The sequence below is a fragment of the Herbiconiux sp. VKM Ac-2851 genome (genome assembly GCF_013205105.1).
GTDB classification, from domain to species: domain Bacteria; phylum Actinomycetota; class Actinomycetes; order Actinomycetales; family Microbacteriaceae; genus Herbiconiux; species Herbiconiux flava.
The window spans coordinates 604,871-626,886 of the sequence record NZ_JABMLJ010000001.1; the positions used below are offsets into that span (position 1 = coordinate 604,871).

Below are 22,016 nucleotides of genomic sequence, written 5' to 3' on the forward strand. Positions count from 1 at the left end.
GGTCTTCGACATTCCATCGTCACACCGAAATGCCCGTCGATTCGCGGACTCGGAGCAGATTGTGTGTCGGGATCGGAACTCAGGCCTTGAGGGCCGCTTCCTGATCTTTCATTGTATACGTGCTGGGCGCGGGCGGGGCCCAGAGCTGCGGATGCACGTCCAGCAGCACGCGCAGGGCACCGACCCAGACCAGGGCCGAGCCGAGCAGGTGCAGCACGACCATCCATTCGGGCAGGCCGAGCAGTGCCTGGGCGACGCCGAGCACCGCCTGCAGCAGCACGACGGCGACGAAGGTGGCGGCGCGGCGGCGGGCCAGCGTGGCCCCCGGGACCCGCGAGACGAGCACCAGCACGGCGACGCCCAGCACCAGGGAGAGCGTGCCCAGGATGCCGTGGGCCACCGTGACGTGCTCCCAGACGAAGGGCATACGGGGCACGTCGGCCGAGTCGCCGGCGTGCGGGCCGGTGCCGGTGACCAGGGTGCCGACGATGATCAGCACGGCCGTGACGGCCACGAGCACCCAGGCCAGCAGGCCGACGCCGCGCGGGATGTGCACCGCCGCGGACTGGCCGCGATGCGCACGGTGCCAGGTGAGCGTCGTGGTGGTGAGCAGCGCCATCGCCATCACGAAGTGCATGGCGACCACCCAGGGGTTCAGGTCGGTGCGCACCGTCACTCCCCCGGCGATCGCGTTGGCGACGACGAGCCAGAACTGCGACCAGGCCAGGCGGGTCATGCTCCGCACGCGCGGCTTCTGCAGCCGGGCCGCCACGATCGCCCAGCCGACGGCCACGATCAGCACGCCGGTCAGGGCGCGGTTGGCGAACTCGATGAAGCCGTGGATGCCCAGCTCGGGAGTGGTGGCGATGGAGGAGCCGTCGCAGGTGGGCCAGGTCGGGCATCCGAGCCCCGAACCCGTGACGCGCACGACGCCGCCGGTGACGATGATGAGGATGCTCACGACCAGCGCCGCGGTCGTGCCCCAGCGCAGGGCGCGCGGGGTGAGCGTCACGCGGGCGGCGAGCCAGCTGAACGGCGTGGGCATCAGAACGGCAGCAGCGGGTCGATCGCGACGGCGAGGAAGACCAGCGTGAGGTAGGTGATCGAGCCGTGGAACACGCGCATCGGCTTGATGCTGAGGTCGCGGATCGAGCGGCTGTACAGACGGTGCGACTCGTAGAGGAACCAGGCCCCGGCGATGATCGCGGTGGCGGTGTAGACGAGGCCCATGTGGCCGACCGGGATGAGCAGCAGCGAGCACGCCACCATCGCCCAGGCGTAGAGCACGATCTGCAGGCCCACGACCACGCGGCCGCGGACGACCGCGAGCATGGGCACGCCGGCCGTCTTGTAGTCGGCGCGGTACTTCATCGACAGCGGCCAGTAGTGCGGCGGCGTCCAGAGGAAGATGATGCCGAAGAGGATGAGCGCCTCCCAGGACAGGGAGTTCGTCACGGCCGCCCAGCCGATGAGCACGGGCATGCAGCCGGCGGTGCCGCCCCAGACGATGTTCTGGGGGGTGCGGCGCTTCAGCACGAGCGTGTAGAGCAGCACGTAGATGAGGATCGCGACCAGCGCCAGTGCGGCTGCCAGGTAGTTGGTGGTGAACGCGAGCCAGACGATCGACACGACGCCGGTCGCCCACGCGAACACGAGCGCCTCGCGGTCGGAGAGCACGCCGGTGACCAGCGGCCGCTGCGAGGTGCGATCCATCAGCCGGTCGATGTCGCGGTCGATGTAGCAGTTGAACGCCGAGGCGCTGCCTGCCGAGAGCGCGCCGCCGACGAGCGTGGCGAGCACCAGCCAGAGGTTCGGGATGCCCCCCTGCGCCAGGATCATCACGGGGAAGGTGGTGACGAGGAGCAGCTCCATCACCCGCGGCTTGGTGAGGGAGATGTAGCCCCGCACCTTGTCCATCGGGCTGATCTGCCGCTCGGCCACCCGGCCGTCTACCGCTACGTCCATTACTCCTCGTTACGTGACCGTCGCTATCCCCGGGTCCAAGTCTATTGGATCGAACGGCTGCGCCCGTCCGCCTCGATATGATTGGAGAACCCGGGCCGGGAACTGGCTCGCACACTCGAGAAGGGGTCGATTTTCCTCGTGGCTACACTCCAATGGGAACCCATTGACGACAAAGCAGTTACCACCGCCAAGATCCTCGCGGCCGACGCCGTGGAGAAGGTCGGCAACGGGCACCCCGGCACGGCGATCAGCCTCGCCCCGGCCGCGTACCTCCTGTTCCAGAAGGTCATGCGCAAAGACCCCGCCGATCAGGACTGGCTCGGTCGCGACCGCTTCATCCTCTCCGTGGGCCACTCGTCGCTGACCCAGTACATCCAGCTCTACCTGGGTGGCTACGGTCTCGAGCTCGACGACCTCAAGGCGCTCCGCACCTGGGGCTCGCTCACCCCCGGTCACCCCGAGTACGGGCACACCAAGGGCGTCGAGATCACCACCGGCCCCCTCGGCCAGGGCCTCGCCTCCTCGGTCGGCTTCGCCTACGCCCAGCGCTTCGAGCGCGGTCTGTTCGATCCGGATGCGCAGCCCGGCACCAGCCCGTTCGACCACTTCACCTACGTGATCGCCGGCGACGGCGACATGGAGGAGGGCGTCACCAGCGAGGCCTCCTCGCTCGCCGGCCACCAGCAGCTCGGCAACCTGATCGCGATCTACGACTCGAACCAGATCTCGATCGAGGACGACACGAACATCGCCTTCACCGAAGACGTCAAGGCCCGCTACGAGGCCTATCACTGGCACGTGCAGGTCGTCGACTGGAAGAAGACGGGCGAGTACGTCGAAGACGTGCAGGCCCTCTTCGACGCCATCGAGGAGGCCAAGGCCGAGACCTCGAAGCCCTCGCTGATCATCCTCAAGACGATCATCGGCTGGCCGTCGCCGAAGAAGCAGAACACCGGCAAGATCCACGGCTCGGCGCTCGGCGCCGACGAGCTGAAGGGCCTCAAGGAGGTCGTCGGTTTCGACCCGGAGCAGCACTTCCAGGTCGACGACGACGTCATCGAGCACACCCGCAAGGCCCTCCAGCGCGGCTCCGAGGAGCGCGCCGAGTGGCAGAAGGGCTTCGACGCCTGGGCCGCCGCCAACCCCGAGAAGAAGCAGCTGCTCGACCGCCTCGAGGCGGGCGAGCTGCCCGAAGGACTCGAGGACGCCCTGCCCGTGTTCGAGGCCGGCAAAGAGGTCTCGACCCGCGCCGCCTCCGGCAAGGTCATCAACGCCCTCGCTCCGGTGCTGCCGGAGTTCTGGGGCGGTTCGGCCGACCTCGCCGAGTCGAACAACACGACCATCGAGTCGGGCGCGTCCTTCGTGCCCTCCGAGCACTCCACCCACGAGTGGACGGGCAACAAGTACGGCCGCGTGCTGCACTTCGGCATCCGCGAGCACGCCATGGGCTCGATCCTGAACGGCATCGTGCTGCACGGCAAGACCCGCCCGTTCGGCGGCACCTTCCTCATCTTCAGCGACTACATGCGCCCCGCGGTGCGTCTGGCCGCCCTGATGAAGGTCCCGTCGATCTTCGTCTGGACCCACGACTCCGTGGCCCTGGGTGAAGACGGCCCGACCCACCAGCCGGTCGAGCAGCTCACCGTGCTGCGCGCCATCCCCGGGCTCGACGTCGTGCGTCCCGCCGACGCCAACGAGGTCGGCCACGCCTGGCTGACCATCCTCGGCCGCAAGCACAACCCGGCCGGCATCGCGCTGACCCGCCAGAACATCCCGGTGTTCGAGCGCGGCGACGGCGACGCCTCCGGCGAGGTCTTCGCCTCGGCCAAGAACGTCTCGAAGGGCGCCTACGTGCTCGCCGAGGCTCCCAACGGAACCCCTGACGTGATCTTCATCGCCACCGGCTCCGAGGTGCAGCTGGCCGTGAACGCCCGCGAGATCCTGGCCGGCGAGGGCATCAACGCCCGCGTCGTCTCGGCCCCGTCGCTGGAGTGGTTCGAGGAGCAGAGCGCCGACTACAAGGAGTCCGTGCTCCCCGCCGCCGTCAAGGCCCGCGTCTCGATCGAGGCCGGCATCGACATGGGCTGGCGCAAGTACATCGGCGACGCCGGCCGCAGCGTCTCGATCGAGCACTTCGGTGCCTCGGCCGACTACAAGACGCTGTTCCGCGAGTTCGGCATCACCACCGAGGCGGCCGTCGAGGCCGCGAAGACGTCGCTCGCCGCGCTCTGAGTCGCCTCAGAGACCGCTTGTCGAGAATCTAAGAGAGAAGAAGAGAATGACTGAGAACACTCAGAAGCTGTCCGACGTCGGCGTGTCGATCTGGCTCGACGACCTGTCGCGCGAGCGCATCTCCTCCGGTGGGCTGCAGAAGCTCATCGACGAGAAGAACGTCGTGGGCGTCACCACCAACCCGACCATCTTCGCCGCCGCCCTCGCCAACGGTGAGAGCTACAGCGAGCAGGTCGCCGCGCTGGCCGCGAAGAACACCGACGTCACCGACGCCGTGTTCGAGATCACCACCGACGACGTCGCCGCCGCGAGCGACATCTTCAAGCCGATCTACGACGCCTCCAAGGGCTTCGACGGCCGCGTCTCGATCGAGGTCGAGCCGGGTCTCGCGCACGACGCCCAGGGCACCATCGCCCAGGCGAAGGCGCTGTCGGCCAAGGTCGACCGCGAGAACGTGCTGATCAAGATCCCCGCGACCGTCGAGGGCCTCGAGGCGATCACCGAGACCATCGCCGCCGGCATCTCGGTGAACGTCACGCTGATCTTCTCGCTCGAGCGCTACCGCGACGTCATCAACGCCTACCTCACCGGCCTCGAGAAGGCCAAGGAGGCGGGCCACGACCTGTCGAAGATCCACTCCGTCGCCTCCTTCTTCGTGTCGCGTGTCGACACCGAGATCGACAAGCGCCTCACCGCGATCGGCACCGACGAGGCCCTCGCGCTGAAGAGCAAGGCCGGCATCGCCAACGCGCAGCTCGCCTACGAGGTCTGGACCCAGGCGTTCGCCACCGAGCGCGCTCTGCTGCTGCTCGAGGGCGGCGCCAACACCCAGCGTCCGCTCTGGGCGTCGACCGGTGTGAAGGACCCGAGCGTCCCCGACACCGCCTACGTCGTCGAGCTGGCCGCCCCCTCGGTGGTCAACACCATGCCCGAGAAGACCCTCGAGGCCCTCTCCGACCACGGCGAGGTGCGCGGCGACACCATCGCGCACTCCTACGAGGGCGCCAACAAGGTGCTCGACGCCATCGGCGCACTGGGCATCTCGTACGCCGAGGTCACCGAGCTGCTCGAGAAGGAGGGCGTCGAGAAGTTCATCGTGTCCTGGAACGAGCTGCTCGACACCGTCACGGCTGCCCTGAAGGCTGCTGAATGACGATCGCCATCCATGTGTCGGGCGACGCCAAGGCGGCCGTCCAGGCACAGGTCCCGGTGCTGGTGGGCGACCTGGTCGCCTCCGGCATCACCGCGCTGAACCCCACGCTGTGGGGTTCAGCCGCGGAGGCGGAGGCCTCCAAGCGGCTGGGCTGGGTCGAGGCGGTCTCCGTCTCGCGCCCGCTGGTCGCCGAGATCGAGGCGCTGCGCGCCGAGTTCCTCTCCGCCGGGATCGACCACTTCGTGCTCGCGGGCATGGGCGGGTCCTCGCTCGCCCCCGAGGTCATCACGAAGACCCTGGGCGTCGAGCTGACAATCCTCGACTCGACGGCCCCGGAGCAGATCCGTGCGGCTCTCGACGACCGCCTGTCCTCGACGGTGCTCATCGCCTCGTCGAAGTCGGGTGGAACGCTCGAGACCGACAGCCAGCGCCGGGCCTGCGAGGCCGCGTTCCGCGCGGCGGGCATCGACCCGGCCACGCGCATCGTGATCGTCACCGATCCCGGATCGCCGCTGGAGACCGAGGCCCGTGAGGCCGGCTACCGCGTGTTCCTGGCCGACCCCGACGTCGGAGGGCGCTACTCGGCGCTCACCGCCTTCGGGCTCGTGCCCTCGGGCCTCGCGGGTGCCGCGATCGACGAGCTGCTCGACGAGGCCGAGGCGATCTCGCTGAACCTCGCGGAGGACGGCGACGAGAACTTCGGTCTCATCCTCGGGGCCGCGATCGCGGGCACGAGCCCGCTGCGCGACAAGACCGGCATCGTGGCCGACGGAACCCACATCGTGGGCTTCGCCGACTGGGCCGAGCAGCTGATCGCGGAGTCGACGGGCAAGGACGGCAAGGGCCTGCTCCCCGTCGTGCTCGACGTCGACTCCCCCGAGCTCGCCGAGCGCCTGCCCGACGTGCAGATCGTGCGCCTGGTCGCCGACGCCCACGAGTTCCACCTGCGCGAGCGTCATCCGGGAGAGGTGCTGATCAGCGGCTCCCTCGGGGCCATGCTGCTCACCTGGGAGTACGCGGTCGCGGTCGCCGGGCGCCTGCTCGGCATCGACCCGTTCGACCAGCCCGACGTGGAGTCGGCGAAAGAGGCCGCCCGCGGCCTGCTCGACGCCCGGCCCGAGCCCGAGGCGCCCTCGTTCGTCGAGAGCGGCGTCGAGGTGCGCGGCACCGCCGGCGTCGTGTCGGCAGAGGCGTCGGTGCGCGCATCCGTCGACGCCCTGATCGCGGCTCTGCCCGCGAACGGCTACCTCGCGGTGATGGCCTACGTCGATCGCACGGCACTGCCGCAGCTCGCCGGGCTGCGCGACCTGCTCGCCGCCCGCTCGGGTCGCCCCGTCACCTTCGGCTGGGGCCCACGGTTCCTGCACTCGACCGGTCAGTACCACAAGGGCGGCCCCGCCACCGGCGTGTTCCTGCAGATCACGGCCGACCCGGGTGCCGACCTCGCCATCCCCGACCGCCCGTTCAGCTTCGGCCAGCTCATCCAGGCCCAGGCCGCGGGCGATGCCGCCGTCCTCGAGCAGCACGGCCGGCCCGTGCTGCGCCTCAACCTCACGAACGCGTCCCTCGACGCCGAGACCCTGCTCAGCGCCCTGCGCTGACGAGGTCCGGCCCGAACCTAGGAGTTCAATGCCTCCCGTTGAGATCACCCCGGAGTACAACCCGCTCCGGCTTCCCACCGATCGCCGCCTGAACCGGATCGCGGGGCCCTCCGGCCTCGTCATCTTCGGTGTCACCGGCGATCTCTCGCGCAAGAAGCTGATGCCGGCGGTCTACGACCTCGCCAGCCGCGGCCTCCTGCCGCCCGGCTTCTCGCTCGTCGGCTTCGCCCGGCGCGACTGGGAGGACCAGGACTTCGAGCGCGTCGTGCACGACGCCGTGAAGGAGCACTCCCGCACCCCGTTCGACGAGGACGTGTGGCGCCAGCTCTCCGAGGGCATCCGCTTCGTCTCGGGCGAGTTCGACGACGACACGGCGTTCGAGCAGCTGAAGGAGACGATCGACGAGCTCGATCGCGACCGCGGCACCATGGGCAACTACGCCTTCTACCTGTCGATCCCGCCGAAGGCGTTCCCGCTCGTCACCGAGCAGCTGCGCCGCTCCGGCCTGGCCGACCAGCAGGAGGGTCAGTGGCGCCGCGTCGTCATCGAGAAGCCCTTCGGCAGCGACCTGAAGACGGCCCGGGAGCTGAACGACGTCGTCGAGTCGGTCTTCCCACCCGACTCGGTGTTCCGCATCGACCACTACCTCGGCAAGGAGACCGTCCAGAACATCCTGGCGCTCCGCTTCGCGAACCAGCTCTACGAGCCCATCTGGAACGCGAACTACGTCGATCACGTGCAGATCACCATGGCCGAAGACATCGGGGTGGGCGGCCGCGCCGGCTACTACGACGGCATCGGGGCGGCGCGCGACGTCATCCAGAACCACCTGCTGCAGCTCCTGGCCCTCACGGCCATGGAGGAGCCCATCTCGTTCGACGCCGCCGACCTGCGCGCCGAGAAGGAGAAGGTGCTCGCCGCCGTCAAGCTCCCCGACGACCTCAGCACGGTCAGCGCGCGCGGTCAGTACGCGGGCGGCTGGCAGGGCGGGGAGAAGGTGCCCGGCTTCCTCGAGGAGGACGGGATGAACCCCGAGTCCACCACCGAGACCTACGCCGCGGTGAAGCTCGACATCGGCACCCGCCGGTGGGCCGGCGTGCCGTTCTACCTCCGCGCGGGCAAGCGCCTCGGCCGCCGCGTCACCGAGATCGCGGTGGTGTTCAAGCGTGCCCCGCAGTACCTCTTCGCCGAGAGCCAGACCTCGGAGCTCGGGCAGAACGCCCTGGTCATCCGGGTGCAGCCCGACGAGGGCGTGACCATCCGCTTCGGCTCGAAGGTGCCGGGTGCCGGCGTGCAGGTGCGCGACGTCACCATGGACTTCGGCTACGGCCACGCCTTCACCGAGGCGAGCCCCGAGGCCTACGAGCGGCTCATCCTCGACGTGCTGCTCGGCGACCCGCCCCTCTTCCCGCGTCAGCGGGAGGTGGAGCTGTCGTGGATGATCCTCGACCCGATCGAGGAGTACTGGAGCACCCAGGGCCAGCCCGAGCAGTACCGCCCCGGTACCTGGGGTCCGAGCTCTGCCGATGAACTGCTGGCCCGCGACGGAAGAACCTGGAGACGCCCGTGATCGTCGACCTGCCCGACACCACCACCAGCAAGATCTCGAAGTCGCTGGTCAAGATCCGCGAGGAGGGCGGCGCCGTCGCCCTGGGCCGTGTGCTCACCCTCGTCATCGTGACCTCGCTCGGCGAGGAGGAGGACGCTATCGAGGCGGCCAACGACGCCTCCCGCGAGCACCCGATGCGCGTCATCGTGGTCTCGACCGACACCGCCAACGACGGCATGAACACCGGCCGCGGAGCGCGTCTCGACGCGCAGATCCGCGTCGGCGGCGATGCCGGAGCGAGCGAGGTCGTCGTGCTCCGTGCCTACGGCGCCGCGGCGAGCGACCAGGAGGGGCTCGTCACCGGGCTGCTGCTGTCCGACGCCCCGGTCGTCGTCTGGTGGCCGGGAGCGGCCCCCGACGACGTGTCGAAGAGCGACCTCGGCCGCATCGCGACCCGGCGTATCACCGACTCGTCGAACCAGCCGAACCCCTACGAGGCGCTGCTGCGCCGGGCGGAGAGCTACGCCCCGGGCGATACCGACTTCGCCTGGACGCGGCTCACGTTGTGGCGCGCCCAGCTGGCCGCGGTGCTCGATCAGCCGCCCTACGAGCCGGTCACGGCCATCGAGGTCTCCGGCGCATCCGACTCCCCCTCGACGCTGCTGCTCGCCTCCTGGCTGCGGCACCAGCTGCAGGTGCCGGTGAAGTACGGACTGCTCTCGCGCTCGAACGGTTCGAGCGGCATCCACGGCGTGATCCTCACCCGGGAGAGCGGCGACATCGAGCTGGTGCGCGACGTTCCCAACGTGGCCCGTCTGAGCCAGCCGAACCAGCCCACCCACGACCTCTCGCTGCCGCGCCGCAACCTGCGCGACTGCCTGGCCGAGGAGCTGCGGCGGCTCGATCCGGACGACCTGTATGGTGAAGTCATCTCCCAGGGGCTCTCCGAGCTGCTGGAGTCAAAAGACGCCGGCGTACGCGACGCGGTCTGACAGGTAGGGACGATATTCGATGACCACTGACCGCCGAGTCCTCGTGCATCCCGACAAGGAGTCCCTCGCGGGCTCGGTCGCGGCACGGTTCATCACCAAGATGATCGACATCCTCGACGAGTTCGAGGAGGCGAACGTCGTGCTCACGGGCGGCACGATGGGCGAGAAGGTGCTGGAGGCCATCCGCACCTCCCCTGCCTCGCACACGATCGACTGGTCGCGCATCACCTTCTGGTGGGGCGACGAGCGCTTCGTGGCCCGTGACGACGCCGACCGCAACGAGCTGCAGGCGCGGCGCGCGCTGCTCGATCACGTGCCTGTCGACGAGTCGAAGGTGCACGCCTACCCGGCCGCCGGCGAGGGCGTCGACCTCGACGAGGCCGCGCGTGTCTACGCCCGCGAGCTCGCGGAGGCCGCGCCCGAGGGCAAGGAGTACCCGCGCTTCGACATCATGTTCCTCGGTGTCGGGCCCGACGGGCACATCGCCTCGCTGTTCCCCGGGCACGACGAGATCCGCGTCACCGACACCTCCGTGGTGCCGGTGCGCAACTCGCCGAAGCCGCCGCCCGAGCGGCTCAGCCTGACCCTCCCGGTCATCCAGTCGGCCGACCGCATCTGGATGGTGCTGGCCGGTGCTGACAAGGCGTCGGCCATCGGCCTGGCCCTCGCCGGCGCCAGCGTCGACGAGGTTCCGGTCGCCGGGGCCCAGGGGCGCAAGCGCACCGTGTTCTTCGTCGACCAGGAGGCTGCGGCCGAGGTGCCCGCGGCGCTGATCGCCCCGTCGTACTGACGCGGGCGCGGTTCGCCGCGCATCCGCTTTGCCTAACGGTACGAAAAAGGGAGGCTCTCGATCGAGAGCCTCCCTTTCTGCGTCGTTGCGCTGCGCTACTTGGCGACCGTGCCGCGTCGCTCGCGCAGCTGAGTCAGGGCGTCTTCGAGCAGCTGCTCCGCCTCCTGCTCGGTGCGGCGCTCCTTCACGTAGGCGAGGTGCGTCTTGTAGGGCTCGAGCTTGGCGACCGACGGGGGGTTGGCCTTGTCGCGACCGGCGGGCAGGCCCGAGGTCGGGCAGTCGATGACCTCGGGGATCTCCTCGTCGGGCAGGTTCGCCGCGAAGTACCGGACGGTCTCGTTGCCGAGTGCATCCCAGTACGAGACCTGGATGCGCTCCGCGTGGAAACCGCGGTCCTGCTCCCCCATCGGACCGGCGCCGACGCGCGATCCGCGGATCGCACTTCCTCCTGATGCCATTCGATTTCCCCCTAGAGTCCCGTGTCGAACTTGGTGATCAGCCCGAGCACGATGATGCTGGCGACCCAGACGAGCCCCAGGATGACGGTGATGCGGTTGAGGTTGCGCTCGGCGACGCCGGACGCTCCCAGGTTGGACGTGACGCCGCCGCCGAACATGTCGGACAGACCGCCGCCGCGCCCCTTGTGGAGCAGGATCAGAAGGGTCAGAAGCAGGCTCGTGATGGCGAGAACCACCTGGAGGATGACCTGAAGGATTTGCACTGCTTGCCTTTCACATACGTCGGTAGCGGGGTCGCTTCCCCCGAAGACCAGAGGTCAGTCTACACTCCAACGTGCTTCTGGTAGCGGACGATGGCGGCGAACTCCGTCACGTCGAGGCTCGCACCGCCGACAAGGGCGCCGTCGACGTTCGGCTCGCGCATGAAGCCGGCGATGTTGCCCGACTTCACCGAGCCGCCGTAGAGGATGCGGGTCGCCGCAGCCGTGTCGGCTCCGAGCTTCTCGGCGAGCACGGCGCGGAGCGCCGCACCGACGGTCTCGGCCTGCTCGGGCGTGGCGGCCTGACCCGAGCCGATGGCCCAGACCGGCTCGTAGGCGACGACGATGTCGACGCCCGCCTTCAGGCCCTCGATCGCCGCGGTGAGCTGCGCCACCGGAACAGCGCTCTGGCCGTGCTTCTCGAGGTCGTCGGCGGTCTCGCCGACGCAGATGATCGGCACGATGCCGTGCTTCACGGCCGCCTCGGTCTTGGCGGCGACGATCTCGTCGGTCTCGCCGTGCAGCGTGCGCCGCTCGGAGTGGCCGATGATCACGAACTTCGTGTCGAGCTGGGCCAGGAACTGACCCGAGATCTCACCGGTGTAGGCACCGGACTCGTGCTCGGAGATGTCCTGCCCGCCGTAGGCGAGCCCGAGCTTGTCGGCCGCCACCAGGGTCTGCACCGAGCGCAGGTCGGTGAACGGGGGGAACACCGCGACCTCGACGTCGTCGAAGCTGTGCTTCGCGTCCTCCAGCGACCAGGCGAGCTTCTGCACGAAGGCGATCGCCTGCAGGTGGTCGAGGTTCATCTTCCAGTTGCCCGCGATCAGGGGCGTGCGCTTCAGGACCATCCGAGGACCTCCAGGCCGGGGAGACGCTTGCCCTCGAGGAACTCGAGACTGGCACCGCCTCCGGTTGAAATGTGACCGAACTGGTCGTCAGTGAAGCCGAGGGCGCGCACGGCCGCAGCCGAGTCACCGCCTCCGACCACACCGAGGCCGTCGACCTCGGTGAGGGCCTGCGCCACGGCTTTGGTGCCGGCCGCGAAGGGCTCGAGCTCGAACACGCCCATGGGGCCGTTCCAGAACACGGTCTTCGAGTCGGCGATGATCTCCGCGAAGGCCGCGGCGGTGTCGGGCCCGATGTCGAGGCCGAGTCCGGATGCTCCGAACGGCGTCTCCTCGATCGAGTCGGCCGAGGTGACCGCCGTGTCGGCGTCGGCGCCGAACTTCGACGCCACGACGATGTCGGTCGGCAGCACGATGCGCACGCCGAGCTCGTCGGCCTTGGTGAGGTAGCCGCGCACGGTGTCGAGCTGGTCCTCCTCCAGGAGGCTGGAGCCCACGGCGTGCCCCTGGGCCTTCAGGAACGTGAACAGCATCCCGCCACCGATGAGCAGCGTGTTGACCTTGGGCAGCAGGTGGCCGATGACCCCGAGCTTGTCGGAGACCTTCGAGCCGCCGAGCACGACGGTGTAGGGGCGCTCGGGGTTCGCGGTGAGGCGGTCGAGCACCTCGAGCTCGGTCTGGATGAGGAGGCCTGCGGCGCTCGGCAGCAGCTCTGCGAGGTCGTAGACGCTCGCCTGCTTGCGGTGCACGACGCCGAAGCCGTCGGAGACGAAGGCGTCGCCGTAGGCGGCGAGCTTCTCGGCGAACGCGCGGCGCTCTCCGGCGTCTTTGCTGGTCTCGCCGGGGTTGAAGCGGAGGTTCTCGAGCACGGCGATCTGGCCGTCTTCGAGGGCGGCCACCGCATCCGTCGCCTCGTCGCCGACCGTGTCGTGGGCGAACGCGACCGGGGCGCCGAGCAGCTCGCTCAGGCGCTGGGCCACGGGCTCGAGGGAGTACTTGGCCTCGGGGGCGCCGTCGGGGCGGCCGAGGTGGCTGACGACCACGACGCGGGCGCCCTGCTCGAGCAGCGCGTTCAGGGTGGGGAGGCTCGCGCGCACGCGGCCGTCGTCGGTGATGACCCCGTCCTTGACAGGGACGTTGAGGTCGCAGCGGACGACGACACGCTTGCCGGCGAGCGATCCGAGGGAGTCGAGAGTGCGGAGCGTCACGGGATCGCTTTCAGTCAGGAGCCGGTGGTACCCCCTCGCGCGAAGCGAGGAGGCACCACCGGCTGAGGGGTTGCTACAGCTTGGCGGCGACGAACTCGGCGATGTCGACGAGTCGGTTCGAGTAGCCCCACTCGTTGTCGTACCACGAGGCGACCTTGACCTGGTTGCCGATGACCTTGGTCAGGCCGGCGTCGAAGATCGAGGAGTGCGGGTCGGACACGATGTCGCTCGAGACGATCGGGTCTTCGGTGTAGCTCAGGATGCCCTTGAGGTCGCCCTCGGCGGCGTTCTTGTACGCCTCGTTGATCTGCTCGACCGTGGCCGGGTTGGTCAGCTCGACGGTGAGGTCGGTGATCGAACCGGTCGGGACCGGAACGCGCAGGGCGTAGCCGTCGAGCTTGCCCACGAGCTCGGGGATGACGAGGCCGAGGGCCTTCGCCGCACCGGTCGAGGTGGGGATGATGTTCAGCGCGGCGGCTCGGGCGCGACGCAGGTCGCTGTGCGGGCCGTCCTGCAGGTTCTGGTCGGCGGTGTACGCGTGCACCGTCGTCATCAGGCCGCGCTCGATGCCGAAGTTGTCGAGCAGCACCTTGGCGAGCGGCGCGAGGCAGTTCGTCGTGCAGGAGGCGTTCGAGATGATGTCGTGCACCTGGGGGTCGTAGGTGCCCTCGTTGACGCCCAGCACCAGGGTCGCGACGTCGTCGCCGGTGGCCGGAGCCGAGACGATGACCTTCTTGGCGCCCGCGGCGATGTGCTTGCGCGCGTCGTCGCTCTTGGTGAAGCGGCCGGTCGACTCGATGACGATGTCGACACCCAGCTCGCCCCAGGGGAGGTCGGCGGGGTCGCGCTCGGCGAGCACGATGATCGGCTTGCCGTTGACGACGATCTTGTCGCCGTCGAGCTCCACCTTGGCGTCGAGACGGCCGGTGATGGAGTCGTACTTGAGAAGGTGCGCGAGCGCCTTGTTGTCGGTCAGGTCGTTGACGGCGACGATCTCGATGTCGCTGCCCTTGGCGAGGGCGGCGCGGAAGAAGTTACGGCCGATACGGCCGAAGCCGTTGATGCCGATCTTTACGGACACAGATTGCTCCTGTTGCTGGGGCCCTGTCGGGCATGTGGTGGTGGGTAGCCGTGGAGAAGGATGCCGGGGCGACCATGAAGGTCGGCCCCGGCATCCGGCGTCGCTATGACAGTACCAGCAGGCCTTCGGTCTTCGTGCGGGCCGCCTCGAAGCGTGCGGCGACGTTCGACCAGTTGGCGATGTTCCACACCGCCTTGATGTAGTCGGCGCGGACGTTGAGGTAGTCGAGGTAGTAGGCGTGCTCCCAGACGTCGAGCATGAACAGCGGCACGACGCCGAACGGCACGTTGCCCTGCTGGTCGAACAGCTGGAAGACGGTGAGCTGCTGGCCGATGACGTCCCAGCCGAGCACGGCCCAGCCGGAGCCCTGCACGCCGAGCGCGACGGCGGTGAAGTGGGCCTGGAACTTCTCGAACGAGCCGAAGGTGTCGTCGATCGCCGCGGCGAGCTCGCCCTCGGGGGTCTGGGTGTCGGGGGTCAGGTTCGTCCAGAACACCGTGTGGTTGACGTGACCGCCCAGGTTGAAGGCGAGGTCCTTCTCCAGCTTGTTGACGTTCGCCAGGTTGTCGGATGCGCGGGCCTCGGCCAGCGCGGCGAGGGCGGTGTTGGCGCCGGCCACGTAGGTCGCGTGGTGCTTGTCGTGGTGGAGCTGCATGATCTTGCCGCTGATGTGGGGCTCGAGCGCAGCGTAGTCGTACGGCAGCTCAGGCAGAGTGTACTCAGCCATTGATGATCTCCTCGTGATAGAGGCCGCCGACCAGATGAGCGGCGGCTGTGAGTGACCTGATCAGTCTATTCCTGCTCCGCCGGTCGCGGTGGCGGCACCCAGCGATCGTTCACCTGGGGGGGGCGTCGGGGCGTCGCCTCGGCACAGCCGGATCAGCCGGATGAGTCGGATCAGTCGTCGAGGTCGGGCGGGAGGTTGGCCTCCGTGCCCGGGATGCCCTGGTCGGCGGCCTGCTTGTCGGCCATCGCGAGGAGGCGGCGGATGCGGCCGGCGATCGCGTCCTTCGTCATGGGCGGGTCGGCGTGGTGGCCGAGCTCGTCGAGGCTGGAGTCGCGGTGGGCGAGGCGGAGCTCGCCGGCGTACTTGAGGTGGTCGGGGATCTCGGGGCCGAGGATCTCCATCGCGCGCTCGACGCGGGCGCAGGCGGCGACGGCGGCCTGCGCCGAGCGGCGGAGGTTGGCGTCGTCGAAGTTCACAAGGCGGTTCGCGGTGGCGCGCACCTCGCGGCGCTGGCGCATCTCCTCCCAGGTGGTGACGGTCTTGGCCGCCCCCATCACGGAGAGCATCGCGGCGATGGCCTCGCCGTCGCGGATGACGACGCGGTGCACGCCGCGCACCTCGCGTGCCTTGGTGGCGATGCCGAGGCGGCTCGCGGCGCCGACGAGCGCCATGGCGGCCTCGTTGCCGGGGCAGGTGACCTCGAGGGCCGCCGACCGTCCGGGGTCGGTGAGCGAGCCGGCGGCGAGGAACGCACCGCGCCAGACGGCGGCCAGGTCGTCTCGCCCGCCCGTGGTGAGCCGGTTGGGGAGGCCGCGGATGGGGCGCCGCCGCGCATCCAGCAGCCCGGTCTGACGGGCGAGGGTCTCTCCCCCGTCGATGACGCGCACGAGGAAGAAGCCCTCGCGGCGGACGCCAGAGGGCGCCACCTTCGAGACGTCACCCTTCACGCCGTAGAGCTCGGCCAGGTCGCGGAGGACGCGCTTGACGATGTCGGCGGTGTCGAGCTCGGCCTCGATGGCGATGCGGGAGGAGATGAGGTGGAGTCCTCCGGCGAAGCGGAGGACGGTCGCGAGCTCGGCTGCCCTGACGGTCGTCTTGCTGACGACGACGCGGGCGAGCTCGTCTTTCACATCGGCTGTGAGAGCCACTATTCAGAACCTTCTTCTGTTGCTGGTCACTCGCGACCGAGGTCGCGGTGCTTGACGTTGACCACCACGCCGGGGAAGGCGCCGATCAGCTCGGAGAGCTCGCGGGCGATGGCGACGGAGCGGTGCTTGCCGCCCGTGCAGCCGATCGCGATGGTCGCGTGGCGCTTGTTCTCGCGCTGGTAGCCGGCGAGCACCGGCTCGAGGGCCTTGGCGTACGCCTCGACGAACTCGCGCGCCCCCGACTGGCCGAGCACGTACTCGCTCACCTCGGGGTCGAGCCCGGTGTGGGCCCTCAGTTCGGGCACCCAGAACGGGTTGGGCAGGAAACGGGCGTCGGCGATGCCGTCGGCGTCGGTCGGTGCCCCGTACTTGAAGCCGAAGCTCATCACCGTGACCTGCACGCCCGCGGTGTCGGCGTGCGAGAACTTCTCCTGCACGACGGTGGCGAGCTGGTGGATGTTCAGGTCGGAGGTGTCGATGATGATGTCGCTCGACTCCCGGATGGGGCTCAGGCGCGAGCGCTCGGCCCCGATGCCGTCGAGCAGGGTGCCGTTGCCCTGGAGCGGATGCGGACGCCGCACCTGCTCGAAGCGCCGAACCAGCGCCTGATCGGTCGCCTCGAGGAACACCACGCGCAGCTGGGTGCCGCTGCGGAGCGCCTGGATCATGTCCTGCAGATCGGCGAAGAAATCGCGCCCGCGCACGTCGACGACCGCGGCGATGCGCGGCAGGGTCGATCCGGCGTGCTCGGCGAGATCGACGAGCGGCCGCAGCATCTGCGGCGGCAGGTTGTCGACGACGTACCAGCCGAGGTCTTCGAGGGCGTTGGCCACGGTGGAGCGGCCCGCCCCCGACATGCCCGTGACGATCAGCACTTCCTGCTGCTGAGGGGAGTCGGACATCACACGCTTTCGCTCGGGGGATCGGGACGGGACGGCATCCAGCCTACCGGTGCAGGGTGGTGCGGATCTGCTCGGCGAGCACCGGACCGATGCCCTTGACCTCGGAGATGGCCTCGACGTCGGCCTTCTTCAGCTCGGCGACGGAGCCGAAGTGCCGCAGCAGCTCGCGCACCCGGGACGGGCCGAGGCCGGGCACCTCGGTGAGCACGCTGGTGATGTCGCGCTTGCGGCGCGAACGCTGGTGGGTGATGGCGAAGCGGTGGGCCTCGTCGCGGATGCGCTGGATCATGAACAGCGCCTCGCTGCCGCGGGGCAGGATGACCGGGTAGTCGCTGTCGGGCAGCCAGATCTCTTCGAGGCGCTTGGCGATGCCCGCGAGGAAGATGCCCTGCACGCCGGACTCCTCGAGGGCGCGGGCGGCCGCGTTCACCTGCGGCTGGCCGCCGTCGACGATCAGCAGGTTCGGCGGATAGGCGAACCTCTTCTTGCGCTCGGGCTCGACCGGCCCCTCCCCCTCGGCGAAGACCTGCGTCTGCGCCTCGAGGGCGGCCTTGGCCTCGGCGGCCACCGCCTCGGGGCTCTCATCGGTCTTCAGGTAGGCGAGACGCCGGGTGATGACCTGGTAGATCGACTCCGTGTCATCCGTCGAATCGGCGATCGAGAAGCGGCGGTACTGGTCTTTTCTGGCCAGACCGTCTTCGAACACCACCATGGAGGCGACGATGTTGGTGCCCTGCAGGTGCGAGACGTCGTAGCACTCCATGCGCAGCGGGGCGTCGGTCATGCCGAGCGCCTCCTGGATGTCGGTGAGTGCCTGGGAGCGGGCCACGAAGTCGGACGAGCGCCGGGTCTTGTAGAGCATCAGGTTGTTCTTCGCGTTCATCGTGGCGGTCGACATCAGGGCCGCCTTCTCGCCGCGCTGGGCGGTGCGGAGGTGCACCTGGCCGCGCCCGCGCCGCCCACCGAGCCACGCCTCGAGCTCGTCGGTGTCGTCGGGCAGCGCCGGCACGATGATCTCCTTCGGCGGCACCTCGTTCTCGTAGGCCTGCAGCAGGATCGTGTCGACCAGCTCGCCCGTGTCGATGTCGATCTCCTTGTCGACCGTCCACGAGCGCTCACCCCGGATGCGACCGCCGCGCACGATGAACTGCTGCACGCTGGCGGCCAGCTCGTCGTGCTCGATGCCGAACAGGTCGGCGTCGACCTTGTCGCGCAGCACCACCGCGCTCTTGGCGAGCACGGCCTCGAGCGCCTGCAGCTGGTCGCGGTACTTCGCGGCGGCCTCGTAGTCCTGCCGCTCAGCCGCCGCCTTCATGTTCTTGGTGGCCTGGGTGACGAAGCGCTTGTCACCGCCGGCCATGAACGCCACGAAGTCGTCGACGACCGTGCGGTGCTCCTCGATCGTGACCTTGCCCGAGCAGGGCCCGCCGCAGCGCCCGATCTGGCCCGGGAAGCAGGGCCGGCCGGTCTGCATGGCGTGCTTGTAGCTCGAATCGGAACAGGTTCGGATGGGGAACGCCTTGATCATCAGGTCGATCGTGTCGCGCACCGCCCAGATCTTCGGGTAGGGCCCGAAGTACTTCGCGCCCTTGATGCGGTGGTTGCGCGTCACCATCACCCGGGGCGCCTCGTCGCCGAGCGTGACCGCCATGAACGGGTACGTCTTGTCGTCTCGGAACTTGACGTTGAAGGGCGGGTCGAACTCCTTGATCCAGGTGTACTCGAGCTGCAGCGACTCGATGTCGGTCGCCACGACCGTCCACTCCACGCCCGCCGCGCTCAGCACCATGCGCCGGGTGCGCTCGTGCAGGCTTCGGAGCGGGGCGAAGTAGTTGCTGAGGCGGGCGCGGAGGTTCTTCGCCTTGCCGACGTAGAGCACCCGGCCGGAGGCGTCCTTGAAGCGGTAGACGCCGGGCTGGGTGGGGATCTCCCCCGCCTTGGGGCGGTACGAGACGGTGTCTGCCATGGGTCCTTGCTGATTCGGTGCGGGCTTGCTGCTTCGGTGCGGGTCTGTCGGTCGGGCGGATGCCTACTTCGTCAGGGCGGGCTGCTTCTCGGCTTTGTCTGCCTTGTCTGACGCCGTCTTGCGCGGGCGCCGGGCCGGGGCCCTGTCGGCCGCCGTGCGCGGCGCCGGCAGCACCTCGGCCAGGAAGTGCCCGGTGTGGCTCGCCTCGACCTTCGCCAGTGCCTCGGGGGTGCCCGAGGCGATGATGGTGCCCCCGCCGGAACCGCCCTCGGGGCCGAGGTCGATCAGCCAGTCGGCCGACTTGATGACGTCGAGGTTGTGCTCGATCACGATCACCGAGTTGCCCTTGTCGACGAGCCCGTTCAGCACCATCAGCAGCTTGCGCACGTCTTCGAAGTGCAGACCGGTGGTCGGCTCGTCGAGCACGTAGATGCTGCGCCCGTTCGAGCGGCGCTGCAGCTCGGTGGCCAGCTTCACGCGCTGCGCCTCACCGCCCGAGAGTGTGGTGGCGCTCTGGCCGAGTCGCACGTAGCCGAGGCCGACCTCGACGAGCGTCTTCAGGAAGCGGTGGATCGCCGAGATGGGCTCGAAGAACTCGGCCGCCTCGGAGATCGGCATGTCGAGCACCTCGGCGATGTTCTTGCCCTTGTAGTGCACGCTCAGGGTGTCGCGGTTGTACCGCGCCCCGCCGCAGACCTCGCACGCGACGTAGACGTCGGGCAGGAAGTTCATCTCGATCTTGATGGTGCCGTCACCCGCGCAGGCCTCGCAGCGGCCTCCCTTGACGTTGAAGCTGAAGCGGCCGGGCAGGTAGCCGCGCGCCTTCGCCTCGGCGGTCTCGGAGAAGAGGTTGCGGATGCGGTCGAACACGCCCGTGTACGTCGCCGGATTCGACCGCGGGGTGCGGCCGATCGGTGCCTGGTCGACGTGCACGACCTTGTCGAGGTTCTCGAGCCCGGTGACGCGCTTGTGCTTGCCGGGGAGCTTGCGCGCCCCGTTCAGCTTGTTGGCGAGCACCCGGTAGAGGATGTCGTTCACGAGGCTCGACTTGCCCGAGCCGCTCACGCCGGTGACGGCGGTGAGGGTGCCGAGCGGGAAGTCGGCCGTGACGTTCTTGAGGTTGTTCGCCTCGGCGCCCACGACGGTGATCATGCGCTTCTTGTCGATCGGGCGGCGCTTCGTCGGCACCTCGATGGCCTTGCGGCCGGAGAGGTAGTCGCCGGTGAGCGACTCGGTGTTCGCGAGCAGCTCGTCGTAGTGACCCGAGTGCACGACGGTGCCGCCGTTCACGCCGGCGCCGGGCCCGATGTCGACGATCCAGTCCGCGGTGCGGATGGTGTCCTCATCGTGCTCGACCACGATGAGCGTGTTGCCGAGGTTCTTCAGCTTCACGAGGGTGTCGATGAGGCGGCGGTTGTCGCGCTGGTGCAGGCCGATCGACGGCTCGTCGAGCACGTAGAGCACGCCGGTCAGGCCCGAGCCGATCTGGGTGGCCAGACGGATGCGCTGGGCCTCGCCGCCCGAGAGCGACCCCGCGGCGCGAGCCAGGTCGAGGTAGCTCAAGCCGACCTCGATCAGGAAGTCGAGCCGCGCGCGGATCTCGCGCAGCACCTGCGCGCCGATCATCGCCTCGCGGTCGGTGAGGGTGAGGGTGCCCATGAACTGCTGGGCGTCGCTGAGGCTCAGCTCGGCGACGTCGGCGATGCTGTGGTCGTTGACCGTGACCGCGAGCACCTCGGGCTTCAGGCGCTTGCCGTTGCAGACGGGGCACGGCACCTCGCGGAGGTACTCCCCCCAGCGCTGGCGCTGCGAGTCGCTCTCGGCCTGCAGGAACTGGCGCTCGATGTAGGGCATGACACCCTCGAAGCCGGAGGTGTAGCTCATCTCACGGCCGTAGCGGTTCTTCCACTTGACCTTGACCTCGAAGTTGTCGCCGCGCAGGATCGCCTCGCGCACCTCGGGGGTGAGCTTCTTCCACGGGGTGTTCAGCGAGAACTTGAGGTCGCGGGCGAGACCGTCGAGCAGCTTCTCGTAGTACTGGAACAGGCCCTTGCCCTGCGTGGTCCACGGGATGATGACGCCGTCGTTGATGCTGAGGTCTTCGTCGCCGAGCAGCAGGTCTTGATCGACCGACATGCGCGTGCCGAGGCCGGAGCACTCGGGGCAGGCGCCGAAGGGCGCGTTGAACGAGAAGGTGCGCGGCTCGATCTCGGAGAGCTGGATGGGGTGCTGGTTCGGGCAGCTGAGCTTCTCGGAGAAGGTCGCCCAGGCGTCGGGCCCGTTCTCGTCGACGTAGTTGATCTGCACCAGGCCGTCGGTGAGGCGGAGTGCCGTCTCGAGCGAGTCGGTGAGGCGCCCGAGGATCTCGGGGCCGGCCACCAGCCGGTCGACGACGACCGAGATGTCGTGCTTGAACTGCTTCTTGAGCTTGGGGGCTTCGGACAGCTGGATCATCTCGCCGTCGACGATGGCGCGCGAGTAGCCGCTGGCGCTGAGCTCCTTGAAGAGGTCGACGAACTCGCCCTTCTTCTGCGAGACGACCGGGCTGAGCACCTGGTAGCGGATGCCCGGCTCGAGCTCCATCAGCTGGTCGGCGATCTGCTGCACGGTCTGCGCCGAGATGCGCTCCCCGCAGATGGGGCAGTGGGCGATGCCGATGCGCGCCCAGAGCAGGCGCATGTAGTCGTAGATCTCGGTGATCGTGCCGACCGTGGAGCGCGGGTTGCGGTTGGTGGACTTCTGGTCGATCGAGACCGCGGGGCTGAGACCCTCGATGAAGTCGACGTCGGGCCGGTCGACCTGGCCGAGGAACTGGCGGGCGTAGGCGCTCAGGCTCTCGACGTAGCGGCGCTGGCCCTCGGCGAAGATGGTGTCGAACGCGAGGCTCGACTTGCCCGAGCCCGACAGGCCCGTGAACACGACCAGCGAGTCGCGCGGGATCTCGATGTCGACGTCGCGCAGGTTGTGCACTCGGGCACCCTTGACCGTCAGCTTCCCGAGGGAATTGAAGGGTTTGACGGCAAGGGAATCAACGTTCTCTACGTTCGAAATCGACACCCTTCAACTGTACGTGGAGCCACCGACACTGGCGTCCGCGTTCGCTTCGAGCGACACCGCGCAGCGCTGATCGAGCCGC

General features: G+C 68.9%; 18 protein-coding genes. 6 read left to right on the top strand and 12 right to left on the bottom strand.

Features of this window, described 5'->3' with window-relative positions; translation table 11 throughout:
- Positions 1-79 precede the first annotated feature (79 nt).
- Both HQQ85_RS02840 and HQQ85_RS02845 read right to left on the bottom strand, forming a co-directional pair.
- Positions 80-1,045 (bottom strand): heme A synthase, encoded by a 966-nt coding sequence (locus tag HQQ85_RS02840; RefSeq protein WP_173180983.1) that lies wholly within the window; start codon positions 1,043-1,045, stop codon positions 80-82.
- On the bottom strand, positions 1,045-1,965 hold the full coding sequence (locus HQQ85_RS02845; protein ID WP_173180984.1) for a heme o synthase: 921 nt from the start codon (positions 1,963-1,965) through the stop codon (positions 1,045-1,047). The genes HQQ85_RS02840 and HQQ85_RS02845 overlap by 1 nt, the downstream gene beginning before the upstream one ends.
- A gap of 138 nt (positions 1,966-2,103) precedes the next feature.
- Between HQQ85_RS02845 and tkt the strand changes: the two genes are divergently transcribed.
- Genes tkt through pgl form a run of 6 tightly spaced genes read left to right on the top strand, consistent with a single transcriptional unit; the run spans position 2,104 to position 10,282 of the window.
- The gene (gene tkt, locus HQQ85_RS02850) at positions 2,104-4,197 is read left to right on the top strand and encodes a transketolase (protein ID WP_173180985.1); all 2,094 of its coding nucleotides are present in this window, start codon (positions 2,104-2,106) and stop codon (positions 4,195-4,197) included.
- Between the two features lie 46 nt (positions 4,198-4,243).
- The gene (gene tal / locus HQQ85_RS02855) at positions 4,244-5,350 is read left to right on the top strand and encodes a transaldolase (protein WP_173180986.1); all 1,107 of its coding nucleotides are present in this window, start codon (positions 4,244-4,246) and stop codon (positions 5,348-5,350) included.
- Positions 5,347-6,951 carry a glucose-6-phosphate isomerase gene (locus HQQ85_RS02860; protein WP_173180987.1) on the top strand — a complete coding sequence of 535 codons (1,605 nt, stop codon included), beginning with the start codon at positions 5,347-5,349 and terminating at the stop codon, positions 6,949-6,951. Before tal ends, HQQ85_RS02860 begins: the two co-directional genes overlap by 4 nt.
- A gap of 28 nt (positions 6,952-6,979) precedes the next feature.
- Positions 6,980-8,521, top strand: coding sequence for a glucose-6-phosphate dehydrogenase (gene zwf / locus HQQ85_RS02865; RefSeq protein WP_173180988.1), 1,542 nt, complete (start codon positions 6,980-6,982; stop codon positions 8,519-8,521).
- A complete protein-coding gene (locus HQQ85_RS02870; RefSeq protein WP_173180989.1) occupies positions 8,518-9,492 on the top strand; it encodes a glucose-6-phosphate dehydrogenase assembly protein OpcA in 975 nt (324 codons plus the stop codon). Before zwf ends, HQQ85_RS02870 begins: the two co-directional genes overlap by 4 nt.
- Positions 9,493-9,511: 19 nt before the next feature.
- Positions 9,512-10,282: a 6-phosphogluconolactonase gene (gene pgl / locus HQQ85_RS02875; RefSeq protein WP_173180990.1), complete on the top strand. Its 771-nt coding sequence runs from the start codon at positions 9,512-9,514 to the stop codon at positions 10,280-10,282.
- 95 nt (positions 10,283-10,377) lie between these two features.
- On the opposite strand, the gene HQQ85_RS02880 is transcribed toward pgl, so the two are convergent.
- From HQQ85_RS02880 to uvrA, 10 genes are all read right to left on the bottom strand, one after another.
- The gene (locus HQQ85_RS02880) at positions 10,378-10,740 is read right to left on the bottom strand and encodes an RNA polymerase-binding protein RbpA (RefSeq protein WP_173180991.1); all 363 of its coding nucleotides are present in this window, start codon (positions 10,738-10,740) and stop codon (positions 10,378-10,380) included.
- 11 nt (positions 10,741-10,751) lie between these two features.
- On the bottom strand, positions 10,752-11,003 hold the full coding sequence (gene secG / locus HQQ85_RS02885; protein WP_173180992.1) for a preprotein translocase subunit SecG: 252 nt from the start codon (positions 11,001-11,003) through the stop codon (positions 10,752-10,754).
- Between the two features lie 59 nt (positions 11,004-11,062).
- Positions 11,063-11,851, bottom strand: a complete 789-nt coding sequence (gene tpiA, locus HQQ85_RS02890; protein WP_173180993.1) for a triose-phosphate isomerase — start codon at positions 11,849-11,851, stop codon at positions 11,063-11,065.
- Positions 11,842-13,056, bottom strand: a complete 1,215-nt coding sequence (gene pgk / locus HQQ85_RS02895; protein WP_173180994.1) for a phosphoglycerate kinase — start codon at positions 13,054-13,056, stop codon at positions 11,842-11,844. Before pgk ends, tpiA begins: the two co-directional genes overlap by 10 nt.
- 73 nt (positions 13,057-13,129) lie before the next feature.
- A complete protein-coding gene (gene gap / locus HQQ85_RS02900; RefSeq protein ID WP_173180995.1) occupies positions 13,130-14,137 on the bottom strand; it encodes a type I glyceraldehyde-3-phosphate dehydrogenase in 1,008 nt (335 codons plus the stop codon).
- A gap of 103 nt (positions 14,138-14,240) precedes the next feature.
- Positions 14,241-14,864, bottom strand: coding sequence for a superoxide dismutase (locus HQQ85_RS02905; protein WP_173180996.1), 624 nt, complete (start codon positions 14,862-14,864; stop codon positions 14,241-14,243).
- A gap of 170 nt (positions 14,865-15,034) precedes the next feature.
- Positions 15,035-16,012, bottom strand: a complete 978-nt coding sequence (whiA, locus tag HQQ85_RS02910) for a DNA-binding protein WhiA (protein WP_173180997.1) — start codon at positions 16,010-16,012, stop codon at positions 15,035-15,037.
- Positions 16,013-16,038: 26 nt separating this feature from the next.
- The gene (rapZ, locus tag HQQ85_RS02915; protein WP_173180998.1) at positions 16,039-16,914 is read right to left on the bottom strand and encodes an RNase adapter RapZ; all 876 of its coding nucleotides are present in this window, start codon (positions 16,912-16,914) and stop codon (positions 16,039-16,041) included.
- Between the two features lie 43 nt (positions 16,915-16,957).
- Entirely contained in the window at positions 16,958-18,880 is a 1,923-nt protein-coding gene (gene uvrC, locus HQQ85_RS02920; RefSeq protein ID WP_173180999.1) for an excinuclease ABC subunit UvrC, read from the bottom strand.
- Between the two features lie 63 nt (positions 18,881-18,943).
- Positions 18,944-21,931, bottom strand: coding sequence for an excinuclease ABC subunit UvrA (gene uvrA, locus HQQ85_RS02925; protein WP_173181693.1), 2,988 nt, complete (start codon positions 21,929-21,931; stop codon positions 18,944-18,946).
- Positions 21,932-22,016: the final 85 nt, after the last annotated feature.